Source organism: Christiangramia lutea, from assembly GCF_022489035.1.
GTDB lineage: Bacteria > Bacteroidota > Bacteroidia > Flavobacteriales > Flavobacteriaceae > Christiangramia > Christiangramia lutea.
Window position 1 is genome coordinate 28,117 of record NZ_JAKVTV010000007.1, and the last position, 14,286, is coordinate 42,402.

The 14,286-nt window shown below is 31.2% G+C and carries 18 protein-coding genes; 17 read left to right on the plus strand and 1 reads right to left on the minus strand.

Annotation, left to right across the window (positions count from 1 at the left end):
* Positions 1-109 precede the first annotated feature (109 nt).
* The 17 genes from ML462_RS15490 (at position 110) to ML462_RS15570 (ending at position 13,664) form a co-directional block, all read left to right on the plus strand.
* Positions 110-661 carry a toxin-antitoxin system YwqK family antitoxin gene (locus tag ML462_RS15490; RefSeq protein WP_240714745.1) on the plus strand — a complete coding sequence of 184 codons (552 nt, stop codon included), beginning with the start codon at positions 110-112 and terminating at the stop codon, positions 659-661.
* 177 nt (positions 662-838) lie between these two features.
* The gene (locus ML462_RS15495; RefSeq protein ID WP_240714719.1) at positions 839-1,303 is read left to right on the plus strand and encodes a carboxypeptidase-like regulatory domain-containing protein; all 465 of its coding nucleotides are present in this window, start codon (positions 839-841) and stop codon (positions 1,301-1,303) included.
* Between the two features lie 203 nt (positions 1,304-1,506).
* Positions 1,507-1,980: a hypothetical protein gene (locus tag ML462_RS15500; protein ID WP_240714746.1), complete on the plus strand. Its 474-nt coding sequence runs from the start codon at positions 1,507-1,509 to the stop codon at positions 1,978-1,980.
* Positions 1,981-2,153: 173 nt separating this feature from the next.
* The gene (locus ML462_RS15505; RefSeq protein WP_240714747.1) at positions 2,154-3,509 is read left to right on the plus strand and encodes an amidohydrolase family protein; all 1,356 of its coding nucleotides are present in this window, start codon (positions 2,154-2,156) and stop codon (positions 3,507-3,509) included.
* A gap of 161 nt (positions 3,510-3,670) precedes the next feature.
* Positions 3,671-4,021 (plus strand): DUF3024 domain-containing protein, encoded by a 351-nt coding sequence (locus ML462_RS15510; RefSeq protein WP_240714748.1) that lies wholly within the window; start codon positions 3,671-3,673, stop codon positions 4,019-4,021.
* Between the two features lie 48 nt (positions 4,022-4,069).
* Positions 4,070-4,510, plus strand: a complete 441-nt coding sequence (locus ML462_RS15515) for a UPF0158 family protein (protein ID WP_240714749.1) — start codon at positions 4,070-4,072, stop codon at positions 4,508-4,510.
* Positions 4,511-4,671: 161 nt separating this feature from the next.
* Positions 4,672-5,136: a carboxypeptidase-like regulatory domain-containing protein gene (locus ML462_RS15520; RefSeq protein WP_240714750.1), complete on the plus strand. Its 465-nt coding sequence runs from the start codon at positions 4,672-4,674 to the stop codon at positions 5,134-5,136.
* A 189-nt stretch (positions 5,137-5,325) separates the two neighbouring features.
* Positions 5,326-6,303, plus strand: coding sequence for a hypothetical protein (locus ML462_RS15525; protein WP_240714751.1), 978 nt, complete (start codon positions 5,326-5,328; stop codon positions 6,301-6,303).
* A 272-nt stretch (positions 6,304-6,575) separates the two neighbouring features.
* Positions 6,576-7,061 (plus strand): hypothetical protein, encoded by a 486-nt coding sequence (locus ML462_RS15530; RefSeq protein ID WP_240714752.1) that lies wholly within the window; start codon positions 6,576-6,578, stop codon positions 7,059-7,061.
* Positions 7,062-7,237: 176 nt separating this feature from the next.
* Positions 7,238-8,530 (plus strand): erythromycin esterase family protein, encoded by a 1,293-nt coding sequence (locus tag ML462_RS15535; protein ID WP_240714753.1) that lies wholly within the window; start codon positions 7,238-7,240, stop codon positions 8,528-8,530.
* Positions 8,531-8,683: 153 nt separating this feature from the next.
* Positions 8,684-9,211: a hypothetical protein gene (locus tag ML462_RS15540; RefSeq protein WP_240714754.1), complete on the plus strand. Its 528-nt coding sequence runs from the start codon at positions 8,684-8,686 to the stop codon at positions 9,209-9,211.
* A gap of 206 nt (positions 9,212-9,417) precedes the next feature.
* Positions 9,418-10,554 carry an ATP-binding protein gene (locus tag ML462_RS15545; protein WP_240714755.1) on the plus strand — a complete coding sequence of 379 codons (1,137 nt, stop codon included), beginning with the start codon at positions 9,418-9,420 and terminating at the stop codon, positions 10,552-10,554.
* On the plus strand, positions 10,554-11,267 hold the full coding sequence (locus ML462_RS15550) for a DUF4276 family protein (RefSeq protein WP_240714756.1): 714 nt from the start codon (positions 10,554-10,556) through the stop codon (positions 11,265-11,267). The genes ML462_RS15545 and ML462_RS15550 overlap by 1 nt, the downstream gene beginning before the upstream one ends.
* Before the next feature lie 175 nt (positions 11,268-11,442).
* Positions 11,443-11,976 carry a hypothetical protein gene (locus ML462_RS15555; protein ID WP_240714757.1) on the plus strand — a complete coding sequence of 178 codons (534 nt, stop codon included), beginning with the start codon at positions 11,443-11,445 and terminating at the stop codon, positions 11,974-11,976.
* Positions 11,977-12,281: 305 nt separating this feature from the next.
* The gene (locus tag ML462_RS15560) at positions 12,282-12,467 is read left to right on the plus strand and encodes a hypothetical protein (RefSeq protein WP_240714758.1); all 186 of its coding nucleotides are present in this window, start codon (positions 12,282-12,284) and stop codon (positions 12,465-12,467) included.
* Positions 12,468-12,485: 18 nt separating this feature from the next.
* Positions 12,486-12,803 (plus strand): hypothetical protein, encoded by a 318-nt coding sequence (locus ML462_RS15565; protein ID WP_240714759.1) that lies wholly within the window; start codon positions 12,486-12,488, stop codon positions 12,801-12,803.
* A gap of 210 nt (positions 12,804-13,013) precedes the next feature.
* Entirely contained in the window at positions 13,014-13,664 is a 651-nt protein-coding gene (locus ML462_RS15570; protein WP_240714760.1) for a DUF4919 domain-containing protein, read from the plus strand.
* Between the two features lie 42 nt (positions 13,665-13,706).
* Here ML462_RS15570 and ML462_RS15575 read toward each other — a convergent pair.
* Positions 13,707-14,286, minus strand: a 580-nt coding sequence (locus tag ML462_RS15575) for a transposase (protein WP_240714761.1), incomplete at its 5' end; no start/stop codon positions are given.

A 14,286-nucleotide genomic window follows, 5' to 3' on the forward strand; every position in this document is an offset into this window, starting at 1 on the left:
GTAGCGTTAGTAAGAAAATAATTAACTTGACCAACGAACCAATACTAAGCCGACAAATCCGCGTCCCCTACTCCGCCAACTGGCGATAACCGAAACCGTTGGCAACAATATGAGAAAAATTGTCTTACATATAATTATTCTTCTGACTTTATTGAGTTGTAACAATTCTAATCCAGAAAAAGTCAGTGAAAAACAAGAATCACTTCAATCAATGAAAATTGATTCAATTTTGAAATATCGTACAGATGGATCAAAAGAATTTCAAGTTCAAACACAAAATGGGTTAAAAACTGGAAATGGATATTTTTTTGACAAAAATGAAAATATCATTGGTTTCAGACATTATGAAAATGATACTTTAAATGGCTATGGATTATATCTTAACGAGAATACATTCAAGCCAAAATATCTAGTTGAAAATAATAAAGGAAAAAGAGACGGTGTAGTAATTCAATTTTATGAAGATGGCGTTATAAAATCATTTAGAAGTTCTGACATTTATAACGATAGCCAAAAAATAGAATTTCATAATAATGGAACTATTAAAAGTATCGGTAAAACAAAAACAGGTGGACAAGCCCAAGGAACTTGGTTATATTTCAATGAAAAAGGTAAACTTGATAAGACGGTTGAATACGAAAATGGAAATGTAAAAAAGTAAACATACTGTTGCCAACAACGGTTAATCGCCAATAGCCGGCACCGTTAGAAAGAAAATTATTAACTTGACCAACAAACCAATACTAAGCCGACAAATCCGCGTTCCCTACTCCGCCAACTGGCGATAACCGTGACCGTTGTGTGCAATGTTCACCAAAATTCGAACAAAGAAGAAAAATTGAAAAACAGAAAATCAAATACTTTAAAACCAATCAATAAATCTCTTGATTTCAATTTTTTCTATTTGATTATAGTTATTACAAGTCTATTTTCTTGTACATCTACTCGTCCTGAATTTTTATCAAACTTGACAATAGAAAATAAGAATCAAAATAGATTAATTGAGAATAGAAAACCGGATTATGGAATTGATGGAAAAGATGGATGCGAAGTACTAGGCGAAATTTCGATGAATATAATTGAAATAGAACCAGGCTTTATTAAAGGAAAAATTTTTGATTCAGAAAATAAAGATCCACTGATAAATGCTGACATATATCTGATATTATCAGGAGAAAAAAAGAATGATACTTTAAATATTTACTCCGATCAAGATGGTAATTTTCAGAAAGAATTCGACGGAGTAATCCAAGAAATTGAGGTTAGATATATTGCTTTTAGAAATTTAAACGTAAATATGTAAATTAAACTAAAACACAGCACACAACAACGGTTCATCGCCAATAAGCGGCAGCGTTAGAAAGAAAATAATTAACTTGACCAACGAACCAATACTAAGCCGACAAATCCGCGTCCCTTACTCCGCCAACTGGCGATAACCGAGACCGTTATATACAATGGCCACAGTGAGCTAAATAAGAAGAAAGCTGACCAAAAAAACTTAATTTGAAAAGAATATTATCTCTCGTAATTTTTCTGACTTTTATAAACTGCACTGATAAAATTGAAACGGTAAGTGGTGAAAGAAATGTATTTATATTGCATTCTGAGAATCCGAAAGAAGAGAAATTTAATTTTAAAATCGATAAAAAGAAAGATTTTTCATCTTATGAATATGTTAGTCAAGATGATACCTCAAAAACTGTCCTTTTAAACTTCAAAAAAGAAAATCAGATTTTCCTGGGAACAGATGAATTCAAAATCTTAGATAAAAAGCCAGTATCGTTTACTGAACTATCGGAGAAAGAATTTCATTTCTATAACTTGAAAGATCCTATGGATGATGGAACGGGTCCATTACTTTTTAATCAAGAATACGGATTATTAGCAATCTATAATGTTTATGGACCAATCATAATATTTCTAGAGGATTCTGACAAAACACTGTACGATCAAGTTTTAAAGGCTTTGCGAGAATAATGATTGAGGTAGGCCACTGTAAATAACAACGGTTCATCGCCAATAAGCGGCACCGTTAGAAAGAAAATAATTAACTTGACCAACAAACCAGTACTAAGCCGACAAATCCGCGTCCCTTACTCCGCCAACTGGCGATAACCGAGACCGTTCTATGCAATTATAAAAATGATGATTTGAGAAAACTATTTTTCATTCTAATTCTGTTTACTAATACTGTGCTTTTCGCACAGAATTCAGGGTCTAAACCTATACTAATAAAAAATATCGATTTAATTGATGGAACTGGAGGTGCAACTCAAGAAAATATATCCATTTTAATAGAAAATGGGATATTTAAGAAAATTGATGCTTACTCCAATTTCCAAAATTTGCAGAATATTCAAATTATTGATGGTACGGACAAAACTATTATTCCTGGTTTAGTTGGAGTTCACAATCATCTTCATATTCCGGGAATTCCATTTTTAGGTGAAACTGCAACTAAATTATATTTAGCTTCGGGTGTAACTACAATTCAAACTTGCGGAGCAGCTTCTCCTTATAAGGAATTAGAACTTGCTGAAAAAATTGAAACTGGAGAAGCAATTGGTCCCACAATCATTCCTAGTGGACCATATATAACCGGAGAAGGTGGAAATCAAAATATGATTATTCCTAAAAATGAAAATCAGTTACGAGATACTATCAAATTCTGGGCAAATAAAGGCGTTAAATGGTTTAAAGTTTATAGGAATATTGAGCCTAAATTCTTGGAAATAGTTATCGATGAAGCTCACATCAACAATACTAAAGTTACAGGACATCTTTGCTCTATAACATTCAAAGAAGCCTCAGAGATGGGAATAGATGCAATTGAGCACGGATTAAATAGTGTTTCCGACTTTAGAATAAACAAAAAAGCAGGGGAATGCTCAGGATCAAGGGAATATATAGATTCTTTAGATTTAGAGTCAATTGAAGTTGATATGCTTATGAATAAGTTAATAGCAAACAAAACAGTCTTAACTTCAACACTAAGTATTTATGAAGCCAGTATTCCATCTAGAAGCTTTTTAGATGAAAAGAGTGCTCAAATAATGTCTAAAACATTTCGGGAAAACTTTAGAGATTTAAATACTCCATTAGAGAATAATGAAAATAGCAAAACAAGAGAGAAGCGTTTAAAACGTATAATGGAATTTGAATATAATTTTTTCAAAAAAGGTGGAATACTTTCAGCAGGTGTAGATGCAGGTCGACATATTTTACCAGGATTTGGAGACCAAAGAAATTTTCTACTTTTAAGGGAAGCTGGATTTACTACGCCTGAAGCAATTAAAATAATGACTAAGAACGGAGCTACTAAATTAGGTAGGACAGATATCGGTACAATAGAAATTGGAAAAAGAGCAGATTTCGTGATCTTAGATGGAGATCTAATTAAAGAGAAAAATACAATTACAAAGGTTGAAGCAATTTATAAAAATGGAACTAGTTACAATCCAGAAAAGCTACTGCGAGATTTAAAAGGAAAATTTGGTGATTTATAACTGCATAGAACAACGGTTCATCGCCAATAGCCGGTACCGCTAGAAAGAAAATAATTAACTTGACCAACAAACCAATACTAAGCCGACAAATACGCGTCCCCTACTCCGCCAACTGGCGATAACCGAGACCGTTATATGCAAGCGTTTTAGAGACAATTTTTATGAAAAAAGATATAATTGACATAAACGAATCTACAATAAAAAGGTTTGTAGAAGCTCTTCGTCCAATTGATGAGGAGGTTAGAAAACAAGTAGATGTTGGATATTCTTTCCATAGCAAAATTAAAATTGTCGAATTATACCAGATAAGACCTAAATGGGATAACCCAAAAGAAATTCAAAAATTGCCATTTGCAAGAATCAAATATTATAAGAATCAAAATTTCTGGAAAATATTCTGGTTCAGAGCAAATGGTAATTGGGATCCTTACGAGCCTAAACCTACTGCAACAAATTTAGAAGAAATATTAGCTACTTTAAAAGAAGATAAACACGGTTGCTTCTTTGGATAATAAAAGTGAAATTGCAATTCATTCAAGAACATAAATTTGAATGATTGTATGAATAAACCTGATCAAAAAATTATAAACGAAATAGCACAAGAACTCGATTGTGGAAATGAGTGCTATTTTAATCAAAAAACTAATGAATTAATTTGTCTTCCTAATGCGGACTTAATGGCGACAGCTGGTGAAGATTATTATAAAGAAATGTTCCAGGATGATTTTAAAAAAATAGAATCACAGAAAAAAGATTTGATAAAATTTGAAGTTTTAGGAAGCTTTGAATCGTTTAAAATAATGGAGGATTTCAAAAATCAGGTCGAGGATGATAAATTTCAACAGAACTTAGATCAAGCTTTGAACAAAAGAAAACCTTTTCAAAATTTCAAGAATTTAATTGACAATTCAGAAAATCGAGAACAATGGTTTAAGTTCAAACACAGAGAAATTGAAAAAATAGTTATAAAAACGATAGAGCGTAAAAACGCCAGCATATAACAACGATTCATCGCAAATAACGGGTATTGCAGAAAAAGTGTAATTTAGAAAACCAATAAAGAAAAACGGTAAGCCGACAAGTCCGCGTCCCTACTCCCGTGACTTGCGATAATCGAGACCGTTGTGTGCAATGTTTACCAAAATTTGAGTAAAGAAGAAAAGTGAAAAACAGAAAATCAAATATTTTAAAACCAATCAATAAATCTGTTGATTTAAAATTTTTCTATTTGATAATAGTTTTCACAAGTCTATTTTCTTGTACATCTACTCGTCCTGAATATTTATCAAACTTGACAATAGAAAATAAGAATCAAAATAGATTAATTGAGAATAGAAAACCAGATTATGGAATTGATGGAGAAGATGGATGTGAAGTACTAGGCGAAATTTCGATGAATATAATTGAAATAGAGCCAGGATTTATTAAAGGAAAAATTTATGATTCAGAAAATAAAGATCCACTGATAAATGCTGACATATATTTGATTTTATCAGGAGAAAAAGAGAATGACACATTAAATATTTACTCCGATCTAGATGGTAATTTTCAAAAAGAATTCGACGGAGTTATCCAAGAAATTGAAGTTAATTATATCGCTTTTAGAAATTTAAAAGTAAATATGTAAATCCAAGTAAAACACAGCACACAACAACGGTTCATCGCCAATAAGCGGCACCGTTAGAAAGAAAATTATTAACTTGACCAACAAACCAATACTAAGCCGACAAATCCGCATCCCCTACTCCGCCAACTGGCGATAACCGTAACCGTTAGCTGCAATATTTTGAGAACGAAAATTCCATATCTATTGATCTTGATTTCAATTTCTACATTGATATCATTTCTATATGTTGTTTCAAATGATGGATTTGGAAAAGGGGATATTCTTCCATTCGCATTTAATACAACAATTTTAGCTGCAATTTCTGTTTTGCTTGTAAACCTCTTCGAAAAGCTTTTTTCTAAAGTAAACCTGATTTTAGGATTGATTTTAAGCCTTGTAGTTTCGGTTATACAAACAGTTTTATTCATTCTTTTAATATGGTTTGTATTTGGTCCTTGGATTGGAGCATTTAGTTTTCCAATTCATTTATGTTGGTTACCAGGAATTAGTTTAGCTAACCTTTTTATTTTAATTCAATCTGGCAATAAATTTTCAATTAAACATTTCGGTATAACAGTTTTAATAGCATTAATTCTAACTTCATCAGTATATGCTTTTAAAATGAGTAAAGATGCTTTAGCTAAAGAACAAAACTTTGATATTATATGTTTAGTCCATAGTCCGGAAGAAAATAATACTCCAATTGAAAAACTTTCAAAATATGGATTAACTAAAGAAGAAAGAAAAGCATTAAAAAAATTAGGAATAAAGGGTAAACTTTGGACTGATAAGTTCTTTAGAATTTCGAATTCTAAACTAATCTCCACAGACTTCCCAAGTTATGATTTTGACAAAATGGATGATGAGCCAGGTGCTGAAATTGAATTTACGTTTGGTAATAAGCTTGATTCAATTCAAAATAAAAATCCGAAGGTTATAATTATAATGAATCATCCAATGGAAGAAAGTTTTGAATTTAAAGAACCGATAAACTCATCTTTAATTGCTATTCAAAATGTGGAAAACGACCAATGGGTAATTAAACGATTAGGAGAAGAAACAAACCTAAAGAAAATAGAAATTAAGAAAACTGATTTTAGATCTTTTCCATATTTCACATCAATAATCCTTAATTTAAAAAATCGAGGAGAATTTAGATTACACGGGTTTCAGTGGTTATCAAAATAAAGCAGCTAACAACGGTTCATCGCCAATAGGCGGCAGCGTTAGAAAGAAAATAATTAACTTGACCAACAAACCAATACTAAGCCGACATATCCGCGTTCCTTACTCCGCCAACTGGCGATAACCGAGACCGTTGTAATGCATTTTTAAAGTAGGATTATTGATTTAAAACAAAAAATTTTTACTTTCTAATTTATAAAATCGGTAGATGGAGTTTTTATTTATAACGAACTGACAAAATGGAAATAAGATAATCCTCTTTAATAATTTATATATTGAGAAAAATATACATTTTAATATTAATTGTTACTCTACAATCTTGTAAATCAAGAATTGAAAAAATTCAAAATAGCAATACGCTCAAAGATTGTATTATTAATATAACTAGTCATATTAATAATTGTTACGAAGGATCAAATCAAATAGAAGTTGATGAAAAAGCTCAGTATAATTACGAGTCTAATGTATTAACAATTTATATAGGCGAATCAGTAGAAAATTACTTTCAAAAATGGGAAATTCCACTTGCCAAGTTAGATAAAAATAGGATAGAATTAAATAAAGAAGATTTCTTCATTCCCAGCATAAAAGTCAATACAAAGGATAATACTCAAGAAATAACTTATTATGAAAATGGAGAATTCGAATCTAATTCTAATCAACATTCATATTATTTAATGGATTATTGCTTAGAGAAAAAAGATGAAAAAGAATATTTCTTAGAATCTTTAAAAAGGGCAGTTGCACTAGTTCAAAAATAATTTCAAAATAAAACGCATTACAACAACGGTTCATCGCCAATAAGCGGCACCGTAGTAAGAAAATAATTAACTTGACCAACAACAAAATACTAAGCCGACAAACCCGCGTCCCTACTCCGCCAACTGGCGATAACCGAGACCGTTGTGCAAAATTTTCAAGATAAGCCGAACTATAAATGAAACATTTTTTAATCGCATTTCTATTATTATTTGTTCATCAAATCCAAGCTCAAAATAACAAAACTGTTGAATGGATAAATAGCAACCTGATAGAAATTGAAAATTCAGATCCCGACACTTATCTTGCATCATTTGACAAAAATATTCCTGAGAAATTTCAGAATGCAAAAATTTTTGGTTTTGGAGAAACCACACATCATGGTAAAGAATTTTTCGATATCAAAGCAAAGTTTTTCAAATACTTAGTGAAAGAAGAAAATGTAAAAGCATTTTTAATGGAAGAATCTTATATCGCAGAATTAGGTATTAATGAATGGATTAGCGGTGGAAAAGGTGATATAAAAACTATAGCTAAGAATTTTAGCATTAATCCCTGGCATACCTTGGAAGTTGTAAATCTTTTGCAATGGATGAGGAATTATAATTTAAATAAGAGAAAAGATGAACAAATTCGCTTTTATGGAATAGATATTCAGGTAGTGACTGATATAAATGAGAGGATACGCAGATTTGTAAAAAAATATAATTTGCCAGTCAATGACGATTTGCTTTCAATCACTGATGAAAGTGTAAATAAGAAAATTGACTACAAAAATATATCCTCGAAATGGGCAGATGAGAAAAATCCTAAACTTCGTGAGTTAAAGCAAATAATCGTAGAGTCAGAATCTACTATAACTGATATTGAGGAATTCAAAGATATTATAAGAGCTATTGAATATTTAATAGATTACAATTTCTATATTCAAAATCCTACGAGTCAAATTCGAGATTTGAAAATGTTCGAAAATGCCAAATATATAATTGAGAATAATACTCAAAATGGAAAAGCATTTATCTGGGCACACAATGAACATATTAATAATCTAGAAATGTTGTCTTATGGAAGTGGCTGGACTAATTTAGGTGCGCATTTAAAAAATTATTATAAAGAGAATTATTACAGTGTAGGATTCGATTTCGGAATTGGTGATTTAAGAGGTTATATTGTCGAAAAAAACAAACCTAATCATTGGGGAGTTTATACGATAAATGAACCTTTTAAAAGGACATATTCAGAAACATTAATAAAGGCAAACAAAGACATCTATTTTATAGAAATGGATAAAGCAACAAAAGATAATTCAATAGATTTTTTTAGTAAAAAAATAAAACAATTAATACTAGGAGGACCGGGTTTCAATCCTAAAGATTATCATTTAATCAATAAAAAGTTTTCAGAAATGTATGATGGATTAATTTTCATAAAAAGAATTACAGTTCCAAACTATAAATTAAATAGTACATAAAAACTTTGCACAACATCGGTTATCGCAAATACCGGGCAATAGAGTAAAAAGTGATATTTTAGAGACCAAGTAACAAAACAACTAAGCCGACAAGAACGCGTCCCTACTCCACGCTACTTGCGTTAACCAAGACCGTTGTAGCGCATATTTACAATGAAAAATTTGATTTACTATTTATTCTTAATCCTATTGATTATTAGCTGCCAGGAAAATAATCCCAAAAGGGGTAAATCAGATTTCCACTTAAAAAATGACTATGCAGAGCTGACTTCTAAAATGACAAATTTAGATACAGTTAAAATTTCTACAGATTTATCGATTTGTGGTTGGGATAGGCAGGAAACTATTCAACTGACAAAATCAAATGATAGCTTAGAAGTTCAATTAACTATAAATGATGTAGAGTTTGGAAATAGTAATCAAATAGTAAAACTAAGTTCAAAAAATTCAAATTGGAATATTGACAGCTTTTTAATTGAAAATCAAAACAGAATTGGAACTCAGAACAATGAATCTTTTTTAAGAATGATTGTTTCTAGTGATTCAGATAGCTTAAAATTATACACGGATGGATTAGTTGATGGTAATCAATTTATCGGTAATTATTACAAATTAATGTATCACATAGACCCAAAAAATGAATTTTATAAAAATGCTGTCCAACCAGATTCGATTTTGTAAAAACGCACTACAACAACGGTTCATCGCCAATAAGCGGCAGCGTTAGAAAGAAAATAATTAACTTGACCAACAAACCAATACTAAGCCGACAACTCCGCGTCCCTTACTCCGCCAACTGGCGATAACCGAGACCGTTGGGCATAATTAGGAACAATGTCCCATTTTAAATAATATGTCTATTTTTATCGAAAGATTAATATTAAGTGATGATCCTAAAAACTTTTTCATACGAAGAATACGAAAACTCTCCCCGTTTCTGGAAACTGGAAGAATTTAAATTAAACTCAATAAACTTAATTGTTGGAAATAACACTTCTGGAAAATCTAGAACATTAAATGTTATACATGGTTTATCCAAATTACTTTTAAGCCCAAGAATTCAGTTCAATTCGGGTACATATAATGGAATGTTTGAAACAAATCAAACGGAATACTCATATTCAGTGAAATTCGAGGATGGGAAAGTTATGTTTGAAAAAATGCTTGAAAAAGATAGAATTTTATTTGAAAGAAATGAGTCTGGAACGGGTAAAATTTTCAATTCAGACCTTAAACAGTTAATGAACTTCAAAATTCCCCAAAATGAATTAGTTGCTTATCGGAGAGATGAAATTCAATTTCCGTATTTAGAAAATCTATTTAATTGGGCATCCAATACTAGACATTTTAGATTTTCGAAAGAACAGGAGAAGCATACATTGGCCCTAATTGATAGCAATAAAACTCCTACCGAAAGTTTTAATATGAAGGGTTCCAACCAAGCAATTGAAGTATTTAGAAGAGCAAAGGCTCGTTACCGTGATACTTTTATAAATAATTTAATTATAGACTTTAATTCCATTGGCTACAATATTAATGATATTGATGTTGGAGTGCTTCACAGCATAAAAGTAGATGCACCTGGAGGAAACAAAGTTGTAGGGCTAAGAGTTAAAGAAAATGATAGAAATGGTCTTACCGATCAAAATGAAATGTCAGACGGGATGTTTAGAGCTTTATCTGTATTAATCCATTATAACTATTATATTCTAGAAAAGAAGAACCTGAACATCTTAATTGATGACATTGGCGAAGGTCTTGATTTTGAGAGATCAAGTAAATTAATCCAACTTTTAATAAATAAATCCCAAACTAATAATATTCAACTATCGATGTCGACAAACGATAAATTTGTAATGAATCACACTAGTTTGGAATATTGGCAAATAATATCCAGAGAAGGTGCTAATGTTAAAATGTTTAATAAATACAATTCAAATAAAGAATTTGAAGATTTTCGATTTACAGGATTAAACAATTTTGACTTCTTCTCTACTGATTTTTTCAAAACTGGAATGGAATAATGGATATTAAAAAGGTTGCATTTTTCGTTGAAGGATATACGGAACAAGAATTTTTAAAAAATTTGTTAGTTGAGATTTTCGGTAAAAAAAATATCGGCGTAGAGATCAAAAATGCTCGGGGAGGATCTAAAACAGCAATTAAATATACATTGATAGAGTCCGCCGAAGTAAATGAAAATACTCAATATTTTGTTTTAATTTATAATTGTGGTGGAGATAGTGCTATAAAATCATATATACTTGATCAAAGATCAAGTTTGATTAAATCTGGATACGTCAAAGTAATAGGATTCAGGGACGTATTTCCAGATTTTACCCGACAGGAAATTCCAAAACTAGTAAGAGGATTAAATTATAAAATTCCACAAAAAGATTTACCAATTTCATTTGTTCTTAGTGTAATGGAAATTGAAGGTTGGTTCTTAGCCGAAGAAAATCATTATTCAGAAATAGATGATTCTCTGAATCCAGATTTGGTAAATAATAATTTTGGGTTCGATCCAAGTTCGGATAATACAGAAAATATAGATGAGCCAGCCAATAAGCTGAAAGATATTTATAATCATGTTGGAAAAACATATAAGAAAGAGAAGCCTATTATAGATCGAACCGTTAATGCATTAGATTACGGCAATTTATACTTAAATGTGAACAATAGAATACCATCATTTAAAAGTTTAATGGATGAAATCGAATTAATTTTCGTAGCCTAACTATGCCCAACATCGGTTAATCGCAAATAACGGGTTTAGTAGAAAAACCATACTTTTAGTAACCAAGAAACAAACCGGTAAGCCGACAAGTTCGCGTCCCTACTCCCGCAACTTGCGATAACCGTAACCGTTGTAGCCAATTTTATAAGATAAATTTTAGTCTAAAATTCAAAAAATGAAAATCAAAATTCCTATTCTTTTCATATTAATTTTGACTTTTTCCAATTGTAAATCACCCAAGTTCTACAACGAACTTTCAAAATTTGAAAGTGAAACTGGTTTGAATTTTAAATCTTACAAATTAGTTTTAAAGGAACTAGATAGAAAATATCAAACTTCTGATCATATAATTTTTCAATACTCACTAATACCTGAGTGGAACAGTAATGAATTTTCTGGGGTGATTTATGATGTAGATTTAAATGAATATTATTATTTCGAAAACACTAAAAAGAAACCGAGAAGAATCATTATTAAGGAAGAATATCCTTTTCCTGAAGATAATTATTACGAATTCGTAATTGAAAATTACATGAATAGAAAAGTTGATTATTTACAAAAGTTAGGAGAATCTTCTAATCTTTCCGGAATCACATCGACAAATGTGATTTATGACATTAACTTAAATACAGGAAATATCGATAGATTCACATACAAAGATTTTTTATTTATGGAAGGTGAACCTAAAGTAGATACTTTAAACAAATAAAACTGGCAACAACAACGGCTCATCGCCAATAACGGGTATCATCGAAAAAGTGTAATTTTAGAAACCAGGAAACAAAACCAATAAGCGGACAACTCCGCGTCCCAACTCCCGCAACTGGCGATAGCCGAGACCGTTGTAGCGCATTTTTTAAAGATGAATTTGATAACAAAAGAACATCTTAGAATTTTTGATCTATATGAATCAAATTCCGATTCATTAGCTAGAGTGGGCACAAAAAAAAAAATGAATTATTCAAGAATAACGATCTATTTGAGAAAATAAATGAATTAATTCATAACCAATATTTGATAAAAAATAAATTAGCTTCTAAGAAGTTTAGCGAGGAATTAAATATTGAAATAGAAAAAAATCTAATCGATAAAAGCCTAAAAAAGCATATTGATTACTTAAGAAAAAAGTACTACGAACCTGAAAAAGAAAAAAGTATTTTTAGCTCGATAATGGATATACTTTGGGCTGCTTTTGGATAAACACTTTTGATATTTCGAATGATCAAAAAATTCCTTTCATTAATAACTATTCTTCTCAGTGGGTTAATTGCTTTTATTAATCTTCGAGAATTTTACATTATCAAAATGCTTGAGGAAACAGAAAATTACCCGTTTGGCGGAGAAGGTCCTGTTCCCTATTATTATAAATCAAGTGAACTTTATTCTAAAGTTGTACTCGTATGGGGAATAATATTTCTAACAATTTTAATCCTTGGGATTATTACAACAATTAAAGACCAAAATAGAATTATTAGAAACCTTTTTATTATCAACCTCTTATTAATCGGTTTAAATATTATTCAAGCATTTCTATGATCATAAACAATAATGATTTTTATCTTCCAGTAGAAAGATAGAAGTAAAAAAACGCGCAACAACAACGGTTCATCGCCAATAAGCGGCACCGTTAGTAATAAAATAATTAACTTGACCAACAAACTGATACTAAGCCGACAATACCCCGTCCCCTACTCCGCCAACTGGCGATAACCGAGACCGTTGTGCGCAAGCTAAAAAAATCCCGAAATGAAGAAAATTTTAATTTTTGCTATTATTCTAATCATAAATTCAACTAACATTTTTGGCCAATCTCATACAAAAATTAAAGTTCCACAATTTGAAGATGAATACAGTAAAACAGTTTCAGTTTTAGAAAATGGAGAAACTGATATTGATTATAAAAAGTTCAGAGAAAGCTTTTTAAAAAGTCCACAATTTAAAATAGCTAAAGAAAAAAGATCTAAGATTAATGAACTTGAAAAGGAGATTTATAAAGAAATGTCCAATTCTAATTACGAGGAAATTAAAAAGCTAACAAAAGAAATTTTAAGCATTGATTATACTAATATGAATGCTCATAAAATATTGAGACAGACATATAAAATTTTAGAGGATTCAACCAATGCTCACAAATACAAAACAATCCAATTCGGACTTTTAAAATCAATAGTAAATAATGGAGATGGTAAAACTTGCGAAACTGCCTGGCCTGTAATTCAAGTTTCTGAGGAATATTTTATTTTAGATATGCTCGATTCCGAATTAATAGAACAAAAAGTTGATAACAATGGAGGTATGTGTGATAAAATGAAAGTGGTAAATAGCGAGGGAGAAAAATCCACCTACTATTTTGAAATTAGTAAAGTATTTGAGGGAAGGAAAAATTTGGAACAATGACGCCAGCGCACAACAAAGAACTAAGGTAAAATCCAAGTCCTTTTAAGCTGATTTCGATAAATAATTTTCTTTGTAATAGGTTCCTGATTTGGCGATGGCAAATGCCTGTTTCAGGAGCTTATTACATACGGCTATTAATGCTAGCTTCTTACTCTTACCCTTCTCAACAATTCGCTCATAAATTTCCCTGCAGGCCTTATTGGTTTTGCAAGCAGTAAAGCTACACATGAATAGTAAATTGCGAAGTTTTCGATTGCCTACTTTACTTATCCGGCTACGCCCCCTTACACTGCTCCCTGATTGCCTGATCGTCGGTGTAATCCCTGTAAAACAGCAAAGCTGCCTGGCATTCTCAAAACTGGCAAATCCGTCTGTGAGAACGATCAATAACATCGCCGTCTTCTTTCCCATTCCCGGAATACTGGTTAATTGCTCCAGTTGTTCTTTCTGGGTTTTCCTGACTAAGGATTCCAGCTTGGATTCGATCTGGGCTAGTTCCTTCTCTAATTGCTTCAGCATTCTAACAAGAGATCTACTTACCGTTTTAGAAGGTGTCCCGAGAGCTTTCTCCCCATGGATCTTATTCTTCACTGCTGTGCGTTGTTTCAGGTAAATATCCTGC